The 24,740-nt window shown below is 60.2% G+C and carries 19 protein-coding genes, 1 tRNA gene and 1 riboswitch; of the genes, 10 read left to right on the top strand and 10 right to left on the bottom strand.

Going from position 1 to position 24,740, the window contains the following annotated elements; genetic code table 11:
- Positions 1-25: 25 nt before the first annotated feature.
- From trmFO to RS75_RS25730, 3 genes are all read right to left on the bottom strand, one after another.
- Positions 26-1,483 (bottom strand): methylenetetrahydrofolate--tRNA-(uracil(54)-C(5))-methyltransferase (FADH(2)-oxidizing) TrmFO, encoded by a 1,458-nt coding sequence (trmFO, locus tag RS75_RS17070; RefSeq protein WP_045022447.1) that lies wholly within the window; start codon positions 1,481-1,483, stop codon positions 26-28.
- A gap of 539 nt (positions 1,484-2,022) precedes the next feature.
- Positions 2,023-2,166, bottom strand: coding sequence for a DUF1127 domain-containing protein (locus RS75_RS25155; RefSeq protein ID WP_003515516.1), 144 nt, complete (start codon positions 2,164-2,166; stop codon positions 2,023-2,025).
- Positions 2,167-2,644: 478 nt separating this feature from the next.
- Positions 2,645-2,791, bottom strand: a complete 147-nt coding sequence (locus tag RS75_RS25730) for a DUF1127 domain-containing protein (RefSeq protein WP_013636249.1) — start codon at positions 2,789-2,791, stop codon at positions 2,645-2,647.
- A 660-nt stretch (positions 2,792-3,451) separates the two neighbouring features.
- On the opposite strand from RS75_RS25730, the gene RS75_RS17065 reads away from it, so the two are divergent.
- The 4 genes from RS75_RS17065 (at position 3,452) to RS75_RS17050 (ending at position 6,928) form a co-directional block, all read left to right on the top strand.
- Positions 3,452-3,534: transfer RNA gene (locus RS75_RS17065), tRNA-Leu, on the top strand.
- Positions 3,535-3,774: 240 nt separating this feature from the next.
- Positions 3,775-5,253, top strand: coding sequence for a trigger factor (tig, locus tag RS75_RS17060; protein ID WP_045022445.1), 1,479 nt, complete (start codon positions 3,775-3,777; stop codon positions 5,251-5,253).
- A gap of 236 nt (positions 5,254-5,489) precedes the next feature.
- Entirely contained in the window at positions 5,490-6,026 is a 537-nt protein-coding gene (locus tag RS75_RS17055; protein WP_045022444.1) for an AAA family ATPase, read from the top strand.
- A gap of 251 nt (positions 6,027-6,277) precedes the next feature.
- Positions 6,278-6,928: a hypothetical protein gene (locus RS75_RS17050; protein ID WP_045022443.1), complete on the top strand. Its 651-nt coding sequence runs from the start codon at positions 6,278-6,280 to the stop codon at positions 6,926-6,928.
- A 255-nt stretch (positions 6,929-7,183) separates the two neighbouring features.
- On the opposite strand, the gene sthA is transcribed toward RS75_RS17050, so the two are convergent.
- The 3 genes from sthA to RS75_RS17035 all read right to left on the bottom strand — a co-directional run bounded on the left by sthA (position 7,184) and on the right by RS75_RS17035 (position 11,831).
- Complete coding sequence (gene sthA, locus RS75_RS17045; RefSeq protein ID WP_045022442.1) at positions 7,184-8,587, bottom strand: Si-specific NAD(P)(+) transhydrogenase; 1,404 nt, start codon at positions 8,585-8,587, stop codon at positions 7,184-7,186.
- A gap of 651 nt (positions 8,588-9,238) precedes the next feature.
- Complete coding sequence (locus RS75_RS17040) at positions 9,239-9,772, bottom strand: DUF1003 domain-containing protein (RefSeq protein WP_045022441.1); 534 nt, start codon at positions 9,770-9,772, stop codon at positions 9,239-9,241.
- A gap of 118 nt (positions 9,773-9,890) precedes the next feature.
- The gene (locus tag RS75_RS17035; RefSeq protein WP_045022435.1) at positions 9,891-11,831 is read right to left on the bottom strand and encodes an LTA synthase family protein; all 1,941 of its coding nucleotides are present in this window, start codon (positions 11,829-11,831) and stop codon (positions 9,891-9,893) included.
- A 249-nt stretch (positions 11,832-12,080) separates the two neighbouring features.
- Between RS75_RS17035 and RS75_RS17030 the strand changes: the two genes are divergently transcribed.
- Complete coding sequence (locus RS75_RS17030; protein WP_045022433.1) at positions 12,081-13,760, top strand: NAD+ synthase; 1,680 nt, start codon at positions 12,081-12,083, stop codon at positions 13,758-13,760.
- 147 nt (positions 13,761-13,907) lie between these two features.
- On the opposite strand, the gene RS75_RS17025 is transcribed toward RS75_RS17030, so the two are convergent.
- On the bottom strand, positions 13,908-14,285 hold the full coding sequence (locus RS75_RS17025; protein ID WP_045022431.1) for a glyoxalase superfamily protein: 378 nt from the start codon (positions 14,283-14,285) through the stop codon (positions 13,908-13,910).
- 191 nt (positions 14,286-14,476) lie between these two features.
- Between RS75_RS17025 and RS75_RS17020 the strand changes: the two genes are divergently transcribed.
- Both RS75_RS17020 and bluB read left to right on the top strand, forming a co-directional pair.
- The gene (locus tag RS75_RS17020; RefSeq protein ID WP_045022429.1) at positions 14,477-15,307 is read left to right on the top strand and encodes a TolB family protein; all 831 of its coding nucleotides are present in this window, start codon (positions 14,477-14,479) and stop codon (positions 15,305-15,307) included.
- Positions 15,308-15,516: 209 nt separating this feature from the next.
- Positions 15,517-15,701: riboswitch (cobalamin riboswitch) on the top strand.
- A gap of 75 nt (positions 15,702-15,776) precedes the next feature.
- Positions 15,777-16,493 (top strand): 5,6-dimethylbenzimidazole synthase, encoded by a 717-nt coding sequence (bluB, locus tag RS75_RS17015; protein WP_045022427.1) that lies wholly within the window; start codon positions 15,777-15,779, stop codon positions 16,491-16,493.
- A gap of 197 nt (positions 16,494-16,690) precedes the next feature.
- Here the strand turns inward: bluB and RS75_RS17010 are convergent, their stop codons facing one another.
- Both RS75_RS17010 and RS75_RS17005 read right to left on the bottom strand, forming a co-directional pair.
- Positions 16,691-17,794: a DUF2865 domain-containing protein gene (locus RS75_RS17010; RefSeq protein ID WP_045022506.1), complete on the bottom strand. Its 1,104-nt coding sequence runs from the start codon at positions 17,792-17,794 to the stop codon at positions 16,691-16,693.
- Positions 17,795-17,928: 134 nt separating this feature from the next.
- Positions 17,929-20,244: an NADP-dependent malic enzyme gene (locus RS75_RS17005; RefSeq protein WP_045022425.1), complete on the bottom strand. Its 2,316-nt coding sequence runs from the start codon at positions 20,242-20,244 to the stop codon at positions 17,929-17,931.
- Positions 20,245-20,487: 243 nt separating this feature from the next.
- On the opposite strand from RS75_RS17005, the gene RS75_RS17000 reads away from it, so the two are divergent.
- On the top strand, positions 20,488-21,327 hold the full coding sequence (locus RS75_RS17000; protein WP_045022423.1) for a UDP-2,3-diacylglucosamine diphosphatase: 840 nt from the start codon (positions 20,488-20,490) through the stop codon (positions 21,325-21,327).
- Between the two features lie 272 nt (positions 21,328-21,599).
- Here RS75_RS17000 and dgcA read toward each other — a convergent pair whose 3' ends face one another.
- On the bottom strand, positions 21,600-22,583 hold the full coding sequence (gene dgcA, locus RS75_RS16995) for an N-acetyl-D-Glu racemase DgcA (RefSeq protein WP_045022421.1): 984 nt from the start codon (positions 22,581-22,583) through the stop codon (positions 21,600-21,602).
- Between the two features lie 143 nt (positions 22,584-22,726).
- Between dgcA and RS75_RS16990 the strand changes: the two genes are divergently transcribed.
- Together RS75_RS16990 and RS75_RS16985 are read left to right on the top strand one after the other, a co-directional pair.
- Positions 22,727-23,887 (top strand): ABC transporter permease, encoded by a 1,161-nt coding sequence (locus tag RS75_RS16990; protein WP_045022416.1) that lies wholly within the window; start codon positions 22,727-22,729, stop codon positions 23,885-23,887.
- A 10-nt stretch (positions 23,888-23,897) separates the two neighbouring features.
- Positions 23,898-24,734 (top strand): ABC transporter ATP-binding protein, encoded by an 837-nt coding sequence (locus tag RS75_RS16985; protein WP_045022414.1) that lies wholly within the window; start codon positions 23,898-23,900, stop codon positions 24,732-24,734.
- Positions 24,735-24,740: the final 6 nt, after the last annotated feature.

Raw genomic sequence — 24,740 nt, 5'->3', positions numbered from 1 at the left:
TCCTCGTAGCCAATGCCGTGTTGTTTCAACGATCCTGACCGGTGACGGTTTCTGGGGTGGCTTCGCTCCCATTCAGCCACGCCGCGCAATCCTTCAACGCCCGTGCCGCGACAAGCTGGCGTTTCATGATTGTCTTGTCCTTGCCGCGAAAACGTTTCACGCCTTCCGGCTTGACGATGGAGCCCGGTTCCAGTTCCGGGAACAGGCCGAAATTGATGTTCATCGGCTGGAAGGAGCGTTTACCCGGCTCATCGTTGGAGGAGAGGTGCCCGCCGGTGATGTGGTTGAGAAGCGAGCCGAGCGCGGTGGTGGCGGGCGGCAGGCTCGGGGGTTCGCCCTTGCGTTCGGCGGCGGCGAAGCGGCCGGCCAGAAGCCCGACGGATGCGCTTTCCACATAGCCTTCGCAGCCGGTGATCTGTCCGGCGAAACGCAGGTCCGGCCGCGATTTCAGCTTCAGCGACGGATCGAGCAGGATGGGGGAATCGATATAGGTGTTGCGGTGCAGGCCGCCGAGCCTTGCGAATTCCGCATTTTCGAGACCCGGTATCATGCGGAATACATCCGCCTGCGCCCCGTATTTCAGCTTGGTTTGGAAACCGACCATGTTGTAGAGCGAACCGAGCGCATTGTCCTGGCGAAGCTGGACCACAGCATAGGCCTTGACGGTGGGGTTGTGGGCGTTGGTCAGCCCCATCGGTTTCATCGGGCCGTGGCGCAGCGTCTGGCGGCCGCGCTCGGCCATGATCTCGATCGGCAGGCAGCCGTCGAAATAGGGCGTGCCTTCCCATTCCTTGAAACCCACCGTGTCGCCGGCGATCAGCGCGTCGATGAAGGCGTTATATTGTTCCTCATCCATCGGGCAGTTGATATAATCCTTGCCCGTGCCGCCGGGGCCGACCTTGTCGTAACGCGACTGGTACCAGCAGATGTCCATATTGATGCTGTCGCGATGCAGGATGGGGGCGATAGCGTCGAAAAAGGCCAGCGCATCCTCGCCCGTCTGTGCCTGAACCGCCGACGCCAGATCCGGCGAGGTGAGCGGGCCGGTGGCGATGATGCTGCTGCCCCATTCCTTCGGCGGCAGGCCTGTGACTTCTTCGCGCAGGATCGTCACCAGTGGGTGACTTTCAAGCTGGTCCGTCACGGCCTGCGAAAATCCGTCGCGATCGACGGCGAGTGCGCCGCCGGCCGGCACCTGATGCCTGTCGGCGCAGGCAATGATCAGCGAGCCGGCCAGCCGCATTTCGGCATGGATGACGCCCACCGCATTGGCCGTCGCATCGTCGGAGCGGAAGGAGTTGGAACAGACCAGTTCCGCCAGCGTATCGCCCTTATGCGCATCCGTGCCGCGCACGCCGCGCATTTCGTGCAGGATGACGGGAACGCCGCTCTGCGCAATCTGCCAGGCGGCTTCCGAACCGGCCAGTCCGCCGCCCACGACGTGAATGGGAGAATAGGTCTTGTCTTGCATACTGGCGTCCATAGGCCGCTCGGGGGCAGAGGCCCCGTCCGGCGGCTGTCTTTCGAGTGATTGTTCCGCGCGGGTCCCGAAGGACGCGTTTTTCAGGGCGATGCACTACCATGCATGGCGATGACAGCCAAATGTTTTTGCGGGTGGGAGGCCGATGGGGATAGTTGCAAGGGCGCCTGTGGACAGAGCGCTCGCCGCATATTTCTTCTCCCCGCCGGGGAGAAGGTCGCGGCAGCGGGATGAGGGGGCTAGGCCAGAGATATGCTGAGAGGTTGCCCCCTCATCCGACCCTTCGGGCCACCTTCTCCCCGGGCGGGGAGAAGAAACAAGTGGCAATGTCGAGCCAGATGCAATTGGCCCTAGCGTGCTTTGGGGAGGTGCATCGGCTTCGTCAAACCGAGTGATCGCGAATGCCGGTATAAGCGGCGAGGGAAGGCCGATTCCCGCAAAAGCCGCCAGAATCAAAAACGGCGCCAGAGGCGCCGCTTTCTTTTACCTGTCGCTCAATCGTCGCGCCCTGGAGGTCGGGCAGCGGGACGATCGTTTACGCCTTAGCGGAACGAACGGGAAGCTACGTTACGGATGTCGTAACGGGTCAGGCCGATGTCGCTCAGGGCCTGATTGGAGAGGCTACCGAGTTCGTTGATCGTGCGGCGGTAGGAGATCCAGTTCTTTGCGATGCGAATAGGGTTCATGATCGTTTCCTCAATCTTTCTTTGATTTCGTCGGCCGGCTCAGTGTTTCTGTGCTCTCGGCTGTTGAGGTTTTATATATAGACATTGAGCCATGTTGTGCAGTGCAGAATTTAGGCTACTGCCATGCGTTTGTGCACTATGTCGGCTAATTTTGCGGCTTTGATTACCGTATGGGCAAAATATGAGCGGAAATGCCTGTCTTTCGGGCGGTTTTGCAGGGTTTTGCAGGTTTTGGCGGCGCCGAACCGGCTTTTCCCTGCCTCGAACGGTGCCTAAAGGGCCTTCCGGCTCTTCTGGCGTCTCAACGGCGGCCGTCTGATCGATGCATTTTTCATCTGTTTGTCACGCGCGCATGCTGATGCGGCGGAGCGGCTTGATTTTGAGAGGTGTCCAAAACGAAAAAAAGGCCGGAGGCGGGAAGCCTCAGGCCTTTTGGGAGGGTCGTCTCACATCCGCCGCACTTAAGCGGCGGAGCGTATTAGATGCCGACGGCGGTACGTGCAACGCGGCGGATGTCCTGGCGGCCAATGCCGAGGTCGCTCAGTTCGCGGTCGGTCATGCGGCCCAGTTCGGTTACGGTCTGACGATACTTGCGCCAGTTGGTCAGCGAGCGTGTAATGTTCATTGTCATTTTCCTCTTCGTGCTGTCCAGCATTCCCGGCCGTCTTGGGAGGATTAGGTCCGGGGCTGAACTCGATCTCTGTATGACCATGAATATAATCGGTTTAATCAAAACAAAAACAGACAAAGCAAGATGCCACCTATGCATGGAGTGCAATGCAAACCGGTAAATGACCTCAATTGCGGCGGTTGCTGCATAATTTGTGACCAATTTATGTGCTTTTGGTGAAGTCTCCGGCATCCGCAGCTGCCAAGCCGTGCGGTCCGGCTGAATGTGAAGGGCGGGGAGGGAAAGGCAGAGTGAGGGTGCAAAAGGCCGTCCGGTTCCGGGATTCAGTCGGAGACGCACCGTTCTCGCAAAACGATGGGCGGGATGTCCTATATATATAATGTCATGTAGCCGCATAAATATTGCGCGCTTTTCCCGTCGAAACATGTAAGGCCGGGCGTGCAGGGCAGGGGCAGGACTTGCAGTTCCCCGATCCTTGTTCGCAAGGGTTTTGCGGCCGCGCCACTTCCTTTTGCGCAGGTGCGATTCGGCAAAAGCGGGCTTGCCGCCTTTCGGCGCCGGAACGGGCGGCAATAAAAGTCCTGATGAAACGAAAGGCGGCGATAAGGCGTGCTTGACCCTTCCAGAACATTGTGACATACCGCCGCCCAACGTGCGGGTATGGCGGAATTGGTAGACGCATTGGTTTTAGGTACCAACGCTTCGGCGTGGGAGTTCGAGTCTCTCTACCCGCACCACAAGTAAAGCATGGCTGTGCCACGCTTGTGCCAGAGTGCATCTTTAATGATGCAGGGAGCTTCGGGGTTCATCATCCCCATCGCGCCCTTGTCTCCGGCGCTGGCGCAATTTTGTCCGGCAGGGGCTTGTGTGAAGAAATAATGGAAGCCACGGCCGGGGAACGACGTTTCCGGCGCAGTGCTCGAAAGTAAACCAACGGCTGTCTGAGCACCGCCGCCATGATGTGAAGGTTTGAGAAAATGCAGGTTATCGAAACGCTGGCTGAAGGCCTGAAGCGCGAACTCAAGGTCGTTATTCCGGCTGCCGACATGAAGGCCCGTCTGGACGAGCGCCTGGTTGACGCCAAGGACAAGGTTCGCATCAATGGTTTCCGTCCCGGCAAGGTGCCGATGGGCCATTTGAAGAAGATGTACGGCAAGTCCATCATGGCCGACCTCGTCAACGAGCTGGTTCGTGAAAAGCCTTCCGAAATCCTCTCCAGCCGCGGCGAGAAGTCTGCAACGCAGCCGGCGATCTCCATGACCGAAGACGAGCAGGAAGCCGAAAAGATCCTTTCGGCCGAAACCGATTTCGAATTCACCGTTGCCTATGAAATCATCCCGGCCATCGAACTGAAGGCCAATGACGGTATCAAGGTTACCCGCGAAGTCGTTGAAGTCTCCGAAGACGAAATCAACGAGCAGATCCTCAAGATCGCCGAAAGCGCCCGTACCTTCGAAGCCAAGAAGGGCAAGGCCGCCGATGGCGACCGCGTCACCATGAACTATCTCGGCAAGGTTGACGGCGTTGCCTTCGACGGCGGCACCGCAGAAGATGCCGAACTGGTTCTCGGTTCCGGCCGCTTCATCCCCGGCTTCGAAGACCAGCTCGTTGGCGTCAAGGCCGGCGACGAAAAGACCATCACCGTGACCTTCCCGGCCGACTACCCGGCTGCGAACCTCGCAGGCAAGGACGCTACCTTCGACGTCACCGTCAAGGAAGTCGCTGCTGCCGCTGCTGTCGAAATCAACGACGAACTGGCGACCAAGCTCGGTCTCGAATCGGCTGAAAAGCTGAAGGAAATCGTTCGCGGCCAGATCGAAAGCCAGTACGGCAACGTCACCCGCCAGAAGGTCAAGCGTCAGATCCTCGACCAGCTCGACGAAATGTACAAGTTCGACACGCCGGCTGGCCTCGTCGACGCCGAGTTCGACAACATCTGGCGCCAGATCAACACCGATCTTGCCCAGTCCGGCAAGACCTTCGCTGACGAAGACACGACGGAAGAAGAAGCCCGCGAAGAATATCGCAAGCTTGCTGAACGTCGCGTTCGTCTCGGCCTCGTTCTCTCCGAAATCGGCGAAAAGGCCGGCGTTGAAGTGACCGAAGAAGAAATGCAGCGCGCGCTGTTCCAGCAGCTGCAGCAGTTCCCCGGCCAGCAGAAGGAAATCCTCGATTTCTTCCGCAACACGCCCGGTGCTTCCGCTTCGCTGCGCGCTCCGATCTTCGAAGAAAAGGTCATCGACAAGCTGCTCACGGAAATCTCGGTAACGGACAAGGCCGTTTCCAAGGAAGAGCTTCTGGCTGACGACGGCGAAGAAGAGACGGACACCAAGAAAAAGGCTCCGGCCAAGAAAAAGGCTGCTGCCAAGGCTGACGACGCCGTTGAAGGCGACGAAGCCGCACCGAAGAAGAAGGCTCCGGCCAAGAAGAAGGCCGCCGAAGGCGACGCCGAATAATCTTGCTTGGCGAAAGCTGAATGAATGGAAGGGCCGTGGCGAAAGCTGCGGCCTTTTTCGTTTTGCGCCGTGTGGCGTTCTGCAACAGGGATGCCCGCGTTATACCAAGGGTTTGAACCTTCCGACATCGTTGCGTCATTCTCTATCAATATCGTTCGAAGCTGCGGCTGTCAGGCCAGAAGGCATCGCCACGAAACCTGCGGCCAAGAACCCGGGGAATATCGAACGAGAGCGTCATGGGCGTCAGAAACTATTTGATCGAGGGCGTCTCCGGAACCGGCAAGACTTCGGTTGCTACAGAACTTCAGCAGCGCGGCTATCACGTCATTCATGGCGACCGTGAATTGGCTTACAAAGGTGATCCTGAAACCGGAGAGCCGATCGATCTCGCCCTGTTTCAGGGCGATGGGGATATTGCCTTCCGGCACCGGCGTCATATTTGGGATGTCGAAAAAGTTCAGGAGCTTGTGACAGATCAAAGTCACGCGATCACGTTCTTCTGCGGCGGCTCGAGGAACTTTTGGCGTTTTATAGACCACTTCGATCAGGTCTTCGTTCTGGATATCGACGTTGCGACCTTGCGACGACGGCTGATGGAGAGGCCCGAGGACGAGTTCGGTGGAAAACCGGCCGAACGTGAATTTGTCTTGCAACTCCATGTGACGAAAGAAGATCTCCCCGTCAATGCAACGGTTATTGATTCATCAAGGTCTTTGGACGTGGTGGTCGATGATATCCTGGCCCGCTGCGTTGGCCCTGCCACAGGCAAGTAACAGGGTGGCGCTTCCGTCGTTTCGATCACAATGCAGTGCAGCATGATTTTTTGCTGCATCTGCTCTTGTTCATCTCCCGTTCATCTGGCACCCTGCGCAGCATGATTTGCCTCGGCTGCCGGGTGCGGCCGTGCAGGAAATATGGGCCGCCGTTGCGTGGCCATCATCGCTGCCAAAAACCATTGGCCTTAAGCTTTTACCGTGCTTGCCGGGTTCTCCCGGTGCGCCCTTAATTTGCCAGGGGACAAGATATGTCACCACGAACGGGCTTTGCCCTGCTGTTTTCTCTGTTCACCGCGCTCGGCACCACCGCCCATGCCGATGACGCCGGGTTGATCTGGAAGCCGGTCAAGAATTCCGATCGTTCCTACACGGCGCGCATCGGTGCGAAGCTGCCGGTCGATACGCCGATCCGGGCGGGGCTGGAAATGGGCATGAATGCCTCGAGGACAGGGCAGGTGGTGGATACGCCGGTTCGGCTGTGGGGCAACGTCACGCTGCTGGCGGAACAGTTGCCCGGCGTTTCGCTTGCCCGTGATGTCGGAGTCCTCTTCAATGCGCTGACGGGTTCGAGCAGCGTTTCGATGAGCTCGCAGCAGAAACGCATTGTCACACCGGAACTGGATATCGAGGCGAACCGCAATTTCACGGTGCGTTATGACGGTACGGCGCAGCAATGGAACGGTCTCGACGTTTCGCAATCGCTGCGTCTTTCCCGCTCCGAGAGCGGCACCGCCTTTGTGCTGACGGGGGCGAGCCGCAACAGCTTCAACGAATTCAGCAGCGGCGTAGCGGTGGAGCAGAAGCTTGGCGATAACCTGACGGTGCGTGGAACGCTCGATCAGGGTTATGAGGATCATTTCCGGCCGGGCGTGAGCGCGCGGTATAGTATTCGGTGGTGAGGCATTCACCTGATGTATGCCAGTCGTTCCAGATAGATGCGGAAGATGGAGTCGAGAACCTCTCTTCCGTCATGCCGGACTAGATCCGGCATCCAGCCGACACACGTCTGCGTGGCGAAAGGGTTTTTTCAGCCCACGGACTTGGGCTGGCTGGATACCGGCTCGAGGCCGGTATGACGGGGTTGGGTGTTATGGCGCTGGCTTAGCAGCTCGCCATCCCCAAGGCAGCTTGGCGTACCCTTGGAAATACGCCGCTCAATCCTTCTTCAGCTCACCCATGCGGTTCCAGGCATCCAGCCCCGCAATCTTGTAGGCTTCCGCAAGCGTCGGATAATTGAAGGTGTTCTCGACGAAATATTCCACCGTGCCTTTGAGGTTCAGCACCGCCTGGCCGATATGCACCAGTTCGGTGGCGCCTTCGCCGACGATGTGGACGCCGAGCAGGCGGCGGGTTTTCAGCGAGAAGATCATTTTCAACAGCCCGCTGTCGAGACCCATGATGTGGCCGCGCGAGGTCTCGCGGAAATGGGCGATACCGCATTCATAGGGAATGCTGCGTTCGATGACTTCCTCTTCCGTCAGACCGCAGGTGGAGATTTCCGGCACGGCGTAGATGCCATAGGGGAAAAACTGCGGCGGTTCGCCGGCCGGCGCGCCGACGGCGTGGCGGGCGGCGATGCGGCCCTGTTCCATCGAGGTGGAGGCAAGGCTCGGGAAACCGATGATATCGCCGGCGGCGTAGATGTTCGGCACCGTCGTCTGGAAAGTCTCGGGATCGACCTTCAGCCGGCCCCGGCTGTCGGCTTCCAGCCCGCAGGCCGAAAGGTTGAGCGTGTCGGTCGCACCAACACGGCCGGCGGCGAACAGCACGGTCTCGGCTTTCAGCACGCGGCCGTTGCTGAGCGAAACGAGACACTTGCCGGTTTCGTCCCGCTCCACCTTTTCCGCCTTCTGACCGAAGATCAGCTTCATGTTGCGGTCGCGCAGCTGATAGGTGAAGTCCTCGACGATTTCCTTGTCGATGAATTCCAGCATGGTCTCGCGCGGCTCCACCACCGTCACCTGCGTATCGAGTGCGCTGAAGATCGTCGCATATTCGATGCCGATGACGCCCGCACCGACGACGACCATCGAGCGCGGCAGTTGCTTGATTTCGAGGATCTCGTCCGAATCGAGCACCGCCTCGCCGTCGAAGGGAATATGCGGCGGCCGGTAGGGCCGCGTGCCGATGGCGAGAAGTATGGAAGCGCCGGTGACGTTCATGATTTCGCCATCGCTCTTCACCACTTTCATCGTGTTGACGTCGACGAAGCTTGCCGTGCCGCGAATGTGCTGCACGCGGTTGCGGGCGAACTGGTGCTCCAGCACCTCGACCTCGTGATCGAGCGTGATCAGCAGGCGGCGGCGCAGGTCATCCGCGTCGATCTCCTGCTTGACGCGGTAGGAGCGGCCGTAAAAGCCGCGCTCGCGCCAGCCGGTGAGATTGAGCGCGGTTTCGCGCAATGTCTTGGAAGGAATGGTGCCGGTGTGTACGGAAACGCCGCCGACGCGGCTGCCTTTCTCGATGACCAGAACCCTCTTTTCGAGCTTGGCGGCCTGAATGGCGGCCCGTCTTCCCGCCGGACCGCTGCCGATAACAATCAGATCGAACTGGTACATGAAAAACCCCGGTACAGAATGCATTATGAGGACCGGATGGTGCATCCGGCGTGGCGTTGCCGCGAAATGGTCGTGATGCCATTTTGACGAGGGGAAGTGATTCCCCCTTGATCTTGCCCGCAAGAGTGCAATGCAACAAACGCCTGCGTCAATCTGTAGCGTAATAATCTGACGGATTCGTAACTAGGTGTGAACTTTGAGGACGTTGTCCATTCACAGCGGTCGTGGGGTGCGTGGGGCTTTACCCCCCTTTGCCCTGCCGGGCATCTCCCCCTCAAGGAGGGAGATCGATCTGCGGCAAGGTTTCGGCCATCTCCAAGCTTGAGAATGAAGCGACACAACTTCGTCCACGCGCGGCGCTGCCGGGCGTGGGATGGATGGAGGGCGTCGGGCGGTTGCCCGGCTGCGCTATAGTTGAGGTAGGTGTGGATCGGATGCGTTGCGCAGCCGGGCCTTTCCGAATGCCGCATTTCGTGAGAGGCGGTGCACCGCCTTCCGCGAAATGGTTCTGAATTGGTTGAACGTGCCAGCGTTCACGTCGTTCAGGACCGTCCTTCGGTTTGCGCCACGTCTGGCTTCTACCCGGCAGGACTGGTGTCAGAATAACAGCGTGCGGCGCGGCGGGGAAAAGCGGGGATGAAATTTTCCGCTTCAGTCTTCTTTCCGGGTGACGTGGCGGTGAAGGACGGCGAGATCCCGCCTGAGCGCTGCAAGCTCGGCCAGCACCTTCACATCGATCTTTTCATGCAGCGACAGAACCTCAAGCTCGGCCTTCAGGTTGACCTCGTAATCCTTGGCGGCCTCGAAACGGTCGCGGGCGGTCTGCCGGTTCTGCGACATCATGATGATAGGCGCCTGTATGGCCGCCAGCATGGAGAGCAGAAGATTGAGGAAGATGAAGGGGTAGGGGTCGAAGGCGCCGGTGGTCAGCACGATGGTGTTGATGATGGCCCAGACCACCAGGAAAAAACAGAAGCTGAGGATGAATCCCCAGGAACCGCCAACCTTGGCGATATTGTCGGCCAGCCTGTCGCCGAGGCTCGCGCCAGCGGAAAACTCGGCATTGGTATCGCTGGAGATCAGCTTTTTCTGGTGCGACAATTCCAGAATGCGCCGCTCCACTTCGCCGATTTCGCGGGAGGAGCGCTTGAAATGCGCGGCGATATAATCGGAGATATCTGACACGGTGTGTCTCCGGTTGCTGATGGTTCGTTACGGGCTCCTGTCGAAATAGACCTGCATTGCGGTGGAATTCAAACGATTTCCGCCGCAATCGGGTCTCACGTCGAGCGTCGATGGGCCATCAGACGGAGGGCGCCGCCTCGTTTACCCAGTTGAAGCCGGGGAAGAAGCGCTCGCGGCCATATTGCTTGCCGAACATCATGTCGAATTGCAGCAGTCGGTAGTTGCGCACCACGTCGGGAATGGAATTCGACGCGATCGACCAGTCGGGCAGGGCCTTACCATCTGTCCCAACCAGCATATGCCGGTCGATGACGGAGAATGCCTGCTGAACCTCGCCGAGCGTTCCCGTATAAAAGGGGTCGGAGAAGCCGGCGGTCTTCAGCACGTGATAGGGCAGAAGCGCCGGGCTGATCGTGCCGATGTTCTTGCGCATACCGGTCTTCGAGGACCAGACCACCAGCGGCGTTTCGTGTTCCTTTTTCATGACATCCAGCGGCGCGCGGCGGCTTGCCACCATGCCCGGCATGTAGCCGCTTTCCACGAAGGTCTGGCCGAGCGGCGGCAGGTGATCGCCGAAAAGCACGATGATAGTTTCCCGGTCACGCTTCTTGGCCCAGCGCATCAGTTTCAGAAGCGCCTCGTCGGCCTCCACTACCCCCTGCGAATAGGTTGCGAGCGCCTGTGCTGCGGAAGCGGAAAGATCGCCTTCCACGCCGATGGTATCGGCGGCATAACGGCCCGCCTCGTAAGGCCCATGTCCCTGCAGGGTGACGGCGAAGAGGAAGAGCGGGTTGCGCGCCTGCTCGGTCGTCGCCATGATCTCGTCCATCAGCGCGTCGTCTGAGGCGAAGTTGCCGCGCTTTTCCATGGGCGGCAATGTTTCCTCAGAGCGGAATTCCTCAAAGCCGAAATTTTTGTAGACTTCCTTGCGGTTCCAGAACCATTCCTGAAACGGATGCATGGCGATGGCCGAATATCCTTCGCCCCGGAAGAAGCTGGCAAGCGAGGGCACCGGGCGGCGGATATATTGCTGATAGGGAATGCTGCCATAGGGCAGGAAGGCGTTGGAAAAGCCGGTCAGTGCTTCAAACTCCACATTCGCCGTCATGCCGCCGAATTCCGGCGAGAACACGTTGCCGGACTGCTTGGCCCGGATGGTCGGCATCGGATCGGCCGAGAGCTTCACGTTTTCAAGCCGGGTCGGGTCCCATAGCGATTCGCTCATCAGCATGATGACGTCAGGGTAATCGCCCTTGTTGGCGGCGAAGGCGGCCGGTTCCGATGTCAGATCGGCGATGCTGTTTTCGCCGTAACCCTGTGGGGCCGAAACATTCGCCATCGGAATATTGAAGGCAAAGGCCAGCAGGAAACCGTTATGGCGGTAATTTTCCTGCTGATCCCACATCATGGGAATGATGTTGAGGCGATCGCGTACCCAGGAATAATGCGAATAGTCCATCAGCGAGGTGAGGCCAGCCAAAATCGGCAGCGCGAGCGCCAGCCCGGCGGCGCGTTCCCGCCAGCTCAGGCCCGGCGAATGACGCCGCGCCAGCAGCCAGAGAGCGGCGATAGCCGCAATGGTGGCGCAGAGGCCAAAACCGACCAGCGCCGCCGTCAGCGGCTGAGCTTTGAGCATGGTCGGCAGAAGCTCGAGGATCTGCCGGCCGAACAGTAGGTCGGAGGGATAAAGCGGGTCGGAGAGATAAGTCTGTTTCTTCGCGGAAATCAGCCCCGTCAGCGCGCAAAGCGGCGCAACCGCAATCAGCGACAGGTAACGCCGGCCAAGGATCGAATCCAGCGCCACGAGGATGGTAAGCACGGCGGCAATGGTGGTCATGCCGGGGCGGGCGGGTGAGGTGAGGAAAGCGCCGATATCACTCAGCGAACCTCGGGCGATCCATTCCAGCACGACGACGAGCACGACGGAGGTGAGCGTCAGGTTGACCAGCGTATAGGCCGTGCCCGAAAGCTTCGAAAGGCCCCGCGTCCATGCGGGCGAAAAGGTAAAACCAGCCTTCTCGGAAGCCGTTGTTTTTGGCGCCGATTGTCTCAAACTCATACTCCGGTATTGCGGGGCGGCACCGCGCAATTCGGGGAGGTGAATCGGGGTGTCGCAAAACTGTCATGTAAATGTCACATACGCGGGATGAACGCGACATGAACTTTGCGGAATCCGGCGGGCGCGGCGATAACCTTCGTGTGAACGCGAACCGTGGCTTGAACGTGCCCCCTCCTTGAACGCTCCAAGGCGGCCCGGCATGCAATTGCCGCGTTGCGGAGCGGCCACGGGCGCGGTATTGAAAAAGCCATGAGCGACAGACACGACATCAAGAACCATCTCAGAATTGCCGTCGGGCAGTTCAATCCGACAGTTGGCGACGTGGCGGGCAATCTCGCCAGGGCGCGCGAGGCACGGGCCGATGCGGCGACGCAGGGCGCCGATCTCTTGCTTCTGACCGAGTTGTTCATATCCGGCTATCCGCCGGAAGATCTGGTGCTGAAGCCGGCTTTTCTGAACGCCTGCCTGAGGGCGGTTGAGGAACTGGCGGCGGAGACTGCCGATGGCGGGCCGGGCGTCGTCATCGGTTTTCCTCGTCAGGGCGAGACGGGACGGCACAATTCGGTGGCGCTTCTGGATGGTGGCAAGATCGTTGCGCTGCGCGACAAGATCGACCTGCCGAACTATGGCGAGTTCGACGAAAAGCGTGTTTTCGCCGAAGGGTCGATCTCCGGTCCCTATAATTTCCGGGGTGTGCGGATCGGTATTCCGATCTGCGAGGAAATCTGGAACGACATGGGCGTGTGCGAGACGCTGGCCGAAAGCGGGGCGGAAATCCTGCTGGTGCCGAACGGTTCGCCCTATTATCGCGGCAAGCTGGATGTGCGCCATCAGGTGGCGCTGAGACAGGTGATCGAAAGCGGCCTGCCGCTGGTCTTCGCCAACCAGCTGGGCGGGCAGGATGAGCTGGTATTCGACGGTGCGAGCTTCGGCTTTAACGCCGACAGGACGCTTGCCTTCCAGATGAGCCAGTTCGAGGCGACCCTTGCCGTGACCGACTGGAAACGCACGGAAAAAGGCTGGCGCTGCGAAAGCGGACCATTCTCGAAAATCCCTGAAGGCGAGGAGGCGGATTACCGCGCCTGCATGCTGGGCTTTCGCGACTACGTCAACAAGAACGGCTTCAAGAGCGTGGTTCTCGGCCTTTCCGGCGGCATCGATTCGGCGATCTGCGCCGCGATCGCCGTCGATGCGCTGGGCGAGGAGCGGGTACGTTGTATCATGCTGCCCTATCGTTACACCTCCGAGGATTCGCTGAAGGACGCCGCCGATTGCGCGAGAGCTCTCGGCTGCCGTTACGATATCGTGCCGATCGCCGAACCGGTGGATGGTTTCCTGACGGCGCTCGCCGATCTTTTCGAGGGTACGGAAGAGGGCATCACCGAGGAAAACCTGCAAAGCCGCGCGCGCGGCACCATTCTGATGGCCGTTTCCAACAAGTTCGGTTCGATGGTGGTGACAACAGGCAACAAGTCGGAAATGTCGGTGGGTTATGCGACGCTCTACGGCGACATGAATGGCGGTTTCAACCCCATCAAGGACCTCTACAAGATGCAGGTCTACGCCATTTCCAGCTGGCGCAACGGCCATGTGCCTCCGGGTGCGCTCGGGCCTTCCGGCGAGGTGATCCCCACCAATATCATCTCGAAAGCGCCATCCGCCGAATTGCGTCCCAACCAGACCGACCAAGATTCGCTGCCGCCCTATCCGGTGCTGGACGACATTCTGGAGTGTCTGGTGGAAAAGGAAATGTCGGTCGAGGAAATCCTCGCACGCGGCCACGATGTGGCGACGGTGCACCGGATCGAACATCTGCTCTATCTCGCCGAATACAAGCGCCGCCAATCCGCCCCCGGCGTGAAGATCACCAAGAAGAATTTCGGCCGCGACCGCCGTTATCCGATTACAAACCGGTTTCGGGATCGGTAGTCGAAGGGCATGCGGGCAGGCACGGTGTTGCCGCTCCCTTCTTCTCCCCGCCGGGGAGAAGAAATATGCGGAACGCGCTCGATCCACATTGCAGTTTACGTGTTTAGATGCACGAACGGCGCGGACATGCCGCGCCGTTCACTCACCTCAAATGACCTGCCCCACATCGATACGGTTGCCATCCGGGTCTTCGAAAACGAAGGCCCGCAGGCCGTAATCCTTGTCCTGCAGGCTTTTGACGATGCGCAGCCCGTGTTTCTTGCAAAGCGTATGCAGCGCGTCGACGTCGCTGACCAGCATATGCGCCACGTTGAAGGGTGCCGGCTTGTGCGTGGTCTGCAATGTCAGGTGCAGTTCGGCATTGCCCTGTTTCAGGATCATGAAACCCACGGGGCTGCCGTTTTCGAAGGTCTTTTCGAACCCCAGCAGACCGACATAAAACTCATGGGCCTTTTCGATATTCTTGACAGGAAGCATTGCGGCGATCCGGCCGAACCGGATGCCGTGATCGGCGATGGTATTCATCGCGGAACCTCGGATCTGGGAGAAACGGGGAGCGGTGCGGACGGTGCCGGAACGCTGCTGTTTTTTCCGATTTGAATTTGCAGGGCGGTGCCTGCGGCAATAGGATCATAATCACGGTGGTGGCGGATGCAAATGGAATATCCGCGCTACGTCACGTTCCGCTCCAGATTATCGACAGGCCGGGAGGCAGCATGCGCAGCTCAATCGAAATCTTCAACATCCGCACCCGGCAGATGCGGGTGGTCTGGCAGACGCCTGATCTGTTCGAGGCGCCGAACTGGTCGCCGGACGGCAAATATCTGCTGTTGAACGCCGAAGGGCTGCTTTACCGGCTGTCTCTTGCCGGTGATGCTTTGCCGGAGAAAGTCGATACCGGCTTTGCCACCATCTGCAACAACGACCACGGCATTTCGCCCGATGGTTGGCTCTACGCCATTTCCGACAAGGTGGAATTCGGCAAGAGCGCCATCTATCTTTTACCGTCCAAGGGCGGTGCGCCGCGGCTGATGACGAAAAATCTTCCCTCCTACTGGCACGGCTGGTCGCCCGATGGGAAAAGCTTTGCCTATTGCGGCATTCGCGATCAGGTTTTCGATATCTATTCCATGGACATAGACAGCGGCGTTGAGACGCGCCTTACCCATGGTGAAGGCCGCAATGACGGACCGGATTATTCGCCGGATGGCGGATGGATCTATTTCAATTCCAGCCGCACCGGGCTGATGCAGATATGGCGCGTGCGGGTGGATGGCTCGGCCGTCGAGCGCATCACCGACAGCGCCTATGGCGACTGGTTCCCGCATCCGTCCCCTGTGGGTGACAAGGTGGTGTTCGTCTCCTATGACGCCGATGTCTTCGATCATCCGCGCGATCTCAATGTGCGCGTGCGGCTGATGGATATGGATGGCGGCAACGCGGAGACGCTGTTCGAACTTTTCGGCGGGCAGGGCACGATGAACTCGCCCAACTGGTCACCGGATGGGGATGAATTCGCCTATGTGCGTTATTTTCCCGTGGAATAATGCGATTAAGACGAGGAGGTACTCCTTCCGTCATGCCGGCCTTGAGCCGGTATCCAGCCGACGCGCGTCTGCGCGGCGAAAAGATTCTTTTCAGCCCAAGGACTTGGTCTGGCTGGATGGCTCAAGGTCGGCATGACGAAGGTGAGGGGTGCCATGGCCGCATTGCCGCATTGCCCGCCAGGATGCTTGCGTTGGCGAGCTTTCTTGCCCATAAGCTTCCGCCGTCAGGTGCCTGCCATTCGCGGCGGGAGAATCGGGAATCCGGTGCAAGACCGGTACGTGCCCAGCGCTGTAAGGCGGATGCCCTTTTTATCGTGCCACTGAAGCAATTCGGGAAGGCGAAAGCGGGCGGATGAAGCCAAGTCAGAAGACCGGCCTGACAGGATAGACCGCACCGCGCGGACGGCGGCAGGTTGTTGAAGGGGCGGGGCGCGCTTGTGCCCGGCCTTCGCATTGTTGGGGATAAACGATGCCGTCCGATCCGTTCGCGACCGATCCGCTCGACGCCAATGCGTTCGATCACGCGCTTTCGCCCGCCCGCCCGTTTTCCGACGGGGAGCGAGAGACGATCTACCGCGCCATCGAAACCCGCCGTGATGTGCGCGATCAGTTTCTGCCCGATCCGCTGCCGGAAGATGTGGTGCAGCGTCTGCTGAAGGCGGCGCATTCCGCGCCCTCCGTCGGCTTCATGCAGCCGTGGAATTTCACGCTCGTGACGGATGGCGCAGTCCGTCAGGCGGCCTGGGTGGCCTTCAGCCGCGCCAACGCCGAGGCCGCAGCGATGTTCGAAGGCGAGCAACAGGTGCTTTACCACAGCCTGAAGCTGGAGGGCATCCGCAAGGCCCCGCTCAGCATCTGCGTCACCTGCGACCCGACGCGCGGCGGCAAGGTGGTGCTGGGCCGCACCCACAATCCGCGCACCGATGTCTATTCCACCGTCTGCGCCATCCAGAACCTCTGGCTCGCGGCCCGCGCCGAAGGTATCGGCGTCGGCTGGGTCAGCATTTTCCACGACAGCGACATTCGCGCCATTCTGGAAATCCCCGACCACATCGAAATCGTCGCATGGCTATGCCTTGGCCGCGTCGATGCGCTTTACACCGAACCGGAACTGGCGGTGAAGGGCTGGCGCCAGCGCGTGCCGCTGGAAGAACTGGTGTTTCGCAATCGCTGGGGTGGGGTGTAAGGCAGATAAAAGTTCTGCGAGAGAAGCCGGAGCGTTGCCGTTTGTTCTTCTCCCCGCCGGGGAGAAGGTGGCCCGAAGGGTCGGATGAGGGGGCAAGCTCTCCGCATATCTCTACCGTAGCCCCCTCATCCCGCTACCGCGGACTTCTCCCCGGCGGGGAGAAGAAACAAGCGGCACCCGCTCGCTCCACGACGGCTTCACTGCTGCGGTTGCAGGCCCTTCAACGCCGGGTTCTTCAGGTCGATCCGGCCTGTCTGGTCGGGCAGGAATTTCGGGCCGATAACGCGGACCTTGCTGTTGTTCGGGTCGTAGTCTCGTTCGGGAACCGGTTGTTCCGGCGGCTTTGCGGCTTGTTGCAATTCCGTGGGTTTTTGATCCTTGTCACCTTGTGGTGATGGAATGGTCGTGATGCCGGAATAGGGTTTTTCAGCCTCTGGCCGGGCGGTCTCCTGCTTTTTCATCTCGTCGTGATAGGCGGCCATGTTGCAGGCGCAGCCCGGCGCTTTTGTCGAGGCGTTGCGGTAGGCGAAGGCGGTCGGCAGGTCCTTGTAGGGTTTTCCGGTTTCGGCCGAGACCATGTCGGCCGTTTCCTGATCCGTCATGGAGTGGAAATAAAGCTCCGTCTCCGTGCCGGGACACATTTTCTGGCATTGCTCTGCCTGGGCGCGGAAATCGAGCGGCGAGGCGTTGGCGGCAATGGGGAAAAACGAGCCGTCGCAGGTGCGCACGCACAGCGTCCGAAGCCCGCCTTCGGCTGCGGCGTTGGGGTAGGGCGACAGCCCCGCCTGTCCCGCCGGATTGCCGGGCTGGCCGAACGCGTCGGGGTAACGCGTCACATCAGGAGCGGTCGGCTGGCGCGCGTCCGTATCGGGGAGAGCGTTGCAGCCATTGGCGTCCAGAGCGGCGAGGATGCGCTGGCGTCTGATGTCGCCATCGTCGCTGCTTTGGGCCGCCATCGCATCGTCGCGGTCGCGGATGATGGCGTCGCGTTCACTCTGCGCATCCGCCATCGCGTCGCTGATCTCAGCGCAGAGATCGGCATTGGGGCTGCCATAAACGGTGACGCTTCCGGAAGAGCAGCCATAACGGCGCAGATCGTTCCTGATCCTGCGGATTTCGATGTTCTGGCGGGTGAGCGCATTGGCGTAGCGGCGCACTTCCGCCGTATTGCCGATGACGCGCGGTGGCTCGCGCAATTGCGCATAAAGCGTGTCGCAGACCTGATCCGCGAAAGAGGCGGCCGGTGCAACGAAGAGAAGAGGAAGCAGGAGGCCGATGATGCGGCTGCGGCGCCGGGTCAATTGTTCGATCCGTTCGATGTCCCCGGCTGGTGCAAGGGCGTTATACTTCACGAAAACCGTGTTTCTGGAAGATAACATAAGCTGTTGCCGCAATGCGGCAACAGCTTGTTCAAAATTGCGTTAATGCGCTGGCATCACACCGAAGGGTGCGAAGCCTGCACCACGGCGAAGGCCGCCATGTTGACGACGCCGCGCGAGGTGACGCTGGGCGACAGGATGTGGGCGGGCAGCGCCGTGCCGAGCAGGATCGGGCCGACATGCAGGCCCTCCGTCAGCGTGCGGGTGACGCCGAGCGTGATGTTGGCGGCATCGAGGTTGGGGAAGACCAGAAGGTTTGCCTCGCCGGTCAGCACGCTGTTCGGCATCGCCCGCTTGCGCAGCGATTCCGAAAGTGCGGAACCGCCCTGCATTTCGCCGTCCACTTCCAGTTCGGGTGCCGCCGCCTGAACGATCTTCAGCGCGCGGCGCATCTTGCGGGCGCTTTCCGAATCGCGCGAGCCGAAATTGGAGTGGCTGGCGAGCGCGATCTTCGGCGTGATGCCAAAGCGACGGATTTCCTTGGCCGCCAGAATGGCCATTTCAGCCACTTCCTCGGATGTCGGATCGTTATTGACGAAGGTATCGGTGAGGAACAGCGCGCCCTGCTGGGTGATGAGCAGGCTGAGGCCTGCAAACGAGCGTACGCTCTCCTGCTTGCCGATGATCTGGTTCACATCGCGCAGATGCCGGTCGTAACGGCCTTCGAGACCGCAGATCAGCGCATCCGCTTCGCCACGCTTCACCGACAGCGCGCCGATGACAGTGGAGTTGGTGCGCACGATGGTGCGGGCCGCCTCCGGGCTGATGCCGGCGCGGCCGACGAGAGCAAAATAATCGTCGACATAATCGCGGTAACGCGGATCGTCTTCCGGATTGACCACGGCGAAATCCGCATGTGGGCGAATGCGCAGGCCGAAGCGCTTGAGGCGCGTTTCGATGATCTGCGGACGGCCGATGAGGATCGGGATGCCGGTGCCTTCTTCCAGCAGCACCTGGGCTGCGCGCAGCACGCGCTCGTCTTCGCCTTCGGCAAAGATGATGCGCTTCTTTTCGGCAGCCTTGGCGGCATTGAAGACCGGCTTCATGATGAAGCCGGAACGCCAGACGAAACGGTTCAGCTGGTCGAAATAGGCTTCGAAATCCGTGATCGGCCGGGCAGCGACGCCGCTTGCGGCTGCGGCGCGGGCAACGGCGGGCGCGATGCGCAGGATGAGGCGCGGATCAAACGGCGAGGGAATGAGATAGTTCGGGCCGAAGATCGGCGTTTCGCCGCTATAGGCCTTGGCGGCGACTTCGGAAACTTCCTCTCGGGCAAGCTCGGCGATGGCGTGCACGGCCGCCATCTTCATTTCTTCGTTGATCGTGGTTGCGCCGCAATCCAGCGCGCCGCGGAAGATATAGGGGAAGCAGAGCACGTTGTTGACCTGGTTCGGGAAGTCCGAACGGCCGGTGCAGATCATCGCATCCGGGCGGGCAGCGCGGGCCGCCTCCGGCATGATTTCCGGATTGGGGTTGGCGAGCGCCAGGATCAGCGGATTTTCCGCCATGCGCTCCAGAAGTTCCGGTTTCAGCACGCCCGCCGCCGAAAGGCCGAGGAAGACATCGGCGCCATCGATCGAGTCGGCCAGAACGCGCTTGTCGGTCTTCTGGGCGTAGATTTCCTTCCACTCGTCCATCAGCGTGTTGCGGCCGTCATAAACGAGGCCCTCGATATCGTGGACCCAGATGTTTTCCTTGGCAGCACCCATGGCGACAAGCAGGTTGAGGCAGGCCAGCGCCGCCGCACCCGCGCCCGAGGCGACGATCTTGACATTGGAAAGCGACTTTCCGGCCAGTTCCAGCGCATTGGTGACGGCGGCGGCGACGATGATCGCCGTACCGTGCTGGTCGTCGTGGAAGACCGGGATGTTCATCTTTGCGCGCAGCTGGCGCTCCACCTCGAAACATTCCGGCGCCTTGATATCCTCAAGGTTGATGCCGCCGAAGGTGGGCTCCAGCGCCGAGATGGTGGAGACCATGTCGTTGATGCCGGGCGCGTCGATTTCGATGTCGAAAACGTCGATGCCGGCGAATTTCTTGAAGAGGACGGCCTTGCCCTCCATGACAGGCTTGGAAGCGAGCGGGCCGATATTGCCAAGGCCAAGCACCGCCGTGCCATTGGAAATGACCGCGACCAGATTGGCGCGGGCGGTATATTCCGCCGCCATTTCCGGGTTCTCATGGATGGCGAGGCAGGGGGCGGCAACACCCGGCGAATAGGCCAGAGCCAGATCGCGCTGGTTGCCGAGCGGCTTGGTGGCCTGGATTTCCAGCTTGCCTGGGCGCGGGTAGCGGTGGAAAAAGAGCGCCTGTTCCTCGATGTCGGCCTTTGCCGTGTCGGCGGGCGTGTTGTTCTTATCGTGAGAGGTCATTCTTTCACCGTCATATCTGGCACCGTCATATTTCGTTTCATTCCGGCCCTCTGAATACAACAAACTTCCCCGTGGTACAGCCGTTATTTACCGCCTCCTTATGCAAATGCGAGCATGGCTTATTCGCGTTTTCGTGAAGCCATCAGTCATATTCCGTATAAAAAAGGGCCTTTGTCATGTTGCTGAAACACGAGTCTGGTTCTGAGAGGGAAGAAAGCCGCAGGGACGCAACCGAACAGGGGGATGAAATCCGTGGCCGGTCAAATTGAAACCAGACAGTTCAGAACGCTTTTCATTTCCGATGTCCATCTCGGCTCCAAAGCGGCCAAGACGGATTTCCTGCTCGACTTCCTGAAATATCACGAGGCCGAGACGATCATTCTGGTCGGCGACATCATCGACGGCTGGCGGCTGCGTCGCAGCTGGTACTGGCCGCAGGGCTGCAACGACGTGGTGCAGAAGCTGTTGCGCAAGGCCCGCAAGGGAACGCGCATCGTTTATATTCCCGGCAATCACGACGAGTTCCTGCGCGAGTTTCCGGGCATGCATTTCGGCGGTATCGAAGTGGCCGAGCGCATGATCCACGAGGCGGGCGACGGCAAGAAGTACCTCGTCATCCATGGCGACGAGTTCGACGTGGTGGTGCGCAACGCCCGCCTTCTCGCCTATCTCGGCGACTGGGCCTATGATGCGGCGATCGCGATCAACATCGCCATTGCCGCCGTGCGCCGCCGTATCGGCCTGCCTTACTGGTCGTTTTCGGCCTGGGCCAAGCTGCAGGTGAAACACGCCGTCAACTTCATCGGCGAGTTCCAGCGCGTGGTTGTCGAAGAGGCGAGGCGCAACAATGTCGACGGCGTCATCTGTGGCCACATTCATCACGCTGTGATGGAAGACATGGACGGCATCCGCTACATCAACACCGGCGACTGGGTGGAAAGCTGCACGGCGATCGCCGAAAATGCGGACGGCACCTTCGAGCTGATCACCTGGATGCAGACAAGCGATGTTCCTTCCGAACGGACATCGGATGAGATGGAGCCGGTGGATATTCCGGGGCTGATCGGCAAGCACGCGGCCTGATTGGGGCGGTTGGCTGTAGCGGACGATAAGCCCTCTTAGGAATGGTCCGTTCGGGGAGGCGACAACATCCGCACACCGTCATCCCGGCCTTGAGCCGGGATTCAGTGCGATCAAGTCTTTGATCGCGGTAGACTCTTTTCACGGCGCAGACACGCCGTGGCTGGATGCCGGATCTAGTCCGACATGACGGAGGGGGGGTGGAACCTTCTCAGCGACTTCGTGGGTAGATAGCCGCGGTGCCTCGGTCCTCTGTGGAACCGTAACGACGGCTCTTAACCCCACAATTCCGGCTGCGAGGGATAGACCAGCGATCCCTCATAAACGAGCCCCGGCTGCCGGTCCTCAGCCAGCAGCAGCGGGCCGTCGAGATCGGAGAAGGCTGCCCCTTGAGCGGCCAGCACGGCAGGCGCCATGCCGAGCGAGGTGCCGAGCATGCAGCCGACCATGATGGTGAAACCGAGTCGTTCCGCCTCCGCCTTCATGAGCAGCGCTTCCGTCAGGCCGCCGGTCTTGTCGAGCTTGATGTTGATCGCATCGTAACGGTCGCGCAGGCCTGCGAGATCTCCGGTGGAATGCACGCTTTCGTCGGCGCAGATCAGGACCGGGTGGTCGATGCGGGCGAGGATGGCGTCCTTGCCGGCGGGCAGCGGCTGCTCGATAAGCGCGATGTTCAGCTCGGCTGCAAGTCTCAGATAATATTCGATATTATAATCGTTCCAGCCCTCATTGGCGTCGATGATGATGCGTGTATCGGGTGCTGCGGCGCGCACTGCCCGCAGCCGCGCTTCGTCATCCGCCGTGCCGGTCTTGATTTTCAGCAGCGGGCGTGCGGCGTTTTCCGCCGTTTTCGCAGCCATGGTCTCGGGGTCGGCAAGCGAGATCGTATAGGCGGTGACGAGCGGTTTTGCCGCCTGCCCGAGGGCGCGCTCGGCGGCGCTTTTGCCGCTCATTTTGGCTTCCAGATCCCACAGCGCGCAATCAACCGCATTGCGGGCGGCGCCCGGTCTCATGGCCTGCTGCAACTCCTGCCGCGTCAGGCCGCCGGCGATTCTCTCAGCCATCGCCTCGATATCGGCGATGACGCCCTCGATGCTTTCACCGTAGCGCGGATAGGGCACACATTCGCCGATGCCGGTGAAGGAACCATCGCGGATGGTGCACGTTACGACATCCGCATGCGTGCGGGTGCCACGCGAGATGGTGAAGCTGCCGGTGACGGGAAAGCGCTCTGTTGTGGCTTGAAGGTAACGGGGCATGTTTTTTCACTTCCGATTGGGCGACAAAAGACACATGACGTCAAATTTATCACGAATTGTCGGCCGTCACTGTGGCTTGCCGAAGACCGAAACGTTATGAAACCTTTAAGAATCTCGTGACGGCGGCATTCGCTCGGAGCATTATGCAAGATCAGGACACACGGCAACAGGCGAACCCGGCCGCAATCACCGAAGACGGCACCGTCTCCGGTGGCGGCCTGCGGTATGTCATGTCCGGCTCCTGGCGCAACAGCAATCTTTCCAGCGTTTTCAGAAATATCGAGAAGATCGAGAAAAGCAGGATAACCGGTCCGGTCGAGATCGATATGTCCTCCGTCGAGGCGATCGATACCACCGGCGCGTGGGTCATTCATCGATTGCGCAAGGCCGTGGAACAAAGTGGCGCGACCGTCACGCTTACCGGCAATAAGCGCATCGAGGATTTGATCGGCCAATTGCCGGACGAAGCGGCGATGGAGGGCGAACCCGTTGTCCGCGAGGGACTGGCGGAACGCATCTTTTCGCCGATCGGCAAGGCCGTCGTCCAGAACGGCGCGGATTTTCTGGCCGGCATGTATATTTTAGGCTCGGCGGTGCGCGGCGCACAGATGAAGCTCGGGCGCGGACGCGGCGTGTCGCCGGCGGCGATCGTCAACCAGATCGACCATATGGGCGTGCGCGCCGTGCCGATCATCATGCTGATGTCGTTCCTGATCGGCGCCATCATCGCCCAGCAGGGCGCTTTCCAGCTGCGTTATTTCGGGGCGGAAGTCTTCGTCGTCGATCTGGTGGGCATTCTGCAATTGCGCGAAATCGGCGTTCTCTTGACCGCGATCATGATTGCCGGCCGTTCCGGCAGCGCGATCACGGCGGAAATCGGCTCGATGAAGATGCGCGAGGAAATCGACGCGCTGAAGGTGATCGGTCTCAACCCCGTCGGCGTGCTGGTGTTTCCGCGTCTTGTTGCGCTTACGATCGCGCTGCCGCTTCTGACCATTCTTGCCAATTTCGCCGCACTTTTCGGCGCGGCCGTCGTCACCCTTCTTTATTCCGGCATCACGTTCGAGGTGTTTCTGTCGCGCCTGCACGGCGCGGTCGAGGAATCGACCATCGCCGCCGGCATGATCAAGGCGCCGTTCATGGCGCTCATCATCGGCATCGTCGCGGCGGTCGAAGGCATGAAGGTGGGCGGCTCGGCGGAATCGCTCGGCAAACACGTCACGTCGTCGGTGGTAAAATCGATCTTCGTCGTCATTCTGGTGGATGGCCTCTTTGCCGTCTTCTACGCAGCCATCGATTTTTAAGGAGGGCGCGTTGGAGAAACCGGACCAGAGACAGCAACAGACCGGAACCGCAAAAGACGGGCGCGAAGTGGTGCTTTCAGTCGAGGGTGTGACCGTTGGTTTCAACGGCCGGAACGTGCTCGAGAATCTCAACCTCGATGTCTATCGCGGTGAAATTCTGGGCTTTATCGGGCCTTCCGGTTCCGGCAAGTCGGTTTTGATGCGCACGGTTCTGAGGCTTTTGCCGAGGCAGGCAGGGGCGATCCGCATTCTCGGCACCGATTACGACAAGGCGAGCGAGGAAGAGCGGGTGATGCTCGATACGCGCCTTGGCGTGCTTTTCCAGCAGGGCGCTTTGTTTTCCGGCCTCACGGTCAAGGAAAACATCCAGCTGCCGATGCGCGAATATCTGGACCTGCCGAAAAAGCTGATGGACGAGCTTGCCTATCTGAAGATCGAGATGGTGGGCCTGAATCCGGATGCAGGCGACAAATACCCGTCGGAGCTTTCCGGCGGCATGATCAAGCGCGCAGCCCTTGCCCGGGCGCTCTCGCTCGATCCCGACCTCGTCTTCCTCGACGAGCCGACATCCGGCCTCGACCCCATAGGGGCGGCGGAATTTGATATGCTGATTTCGCGCTTGCGCGATTCGCTCGGTTTGACCGTGTATATGGTGACGCACGACCTCGACAGCCTGTTCTCCGTCTGTGACCGCATTGCGGTTCTCGGCCAGAAGAAGGTGCTGGTGGAAGGGACGCTGCAGGACATGTTTGCCTGTGACGACCCCTGGGTGCAGTCCTATTTCCGCGGCAAACGGGCGCGCTCTGTCGTTCTTCCGGACGGCAGGCAGGAACACCCGGTGGAGTAACAAGAA

This window comes from Rhizobium nepotum 39/7 (genome assembly GCF_000949865.1).
GTDB classification, from domain to species: Bacteria; Pseudomonadota; Alphaproteobacteria; order Rhizobiales; family Rhizobiaceae; genus Agrobacterium; species Agrobacterium nepotum.
The sequence above is the reverse complement of the archived record's forward strand: the minus strand, read 5'-3'. Positions and strand labels throughout refer to the sequence as shown.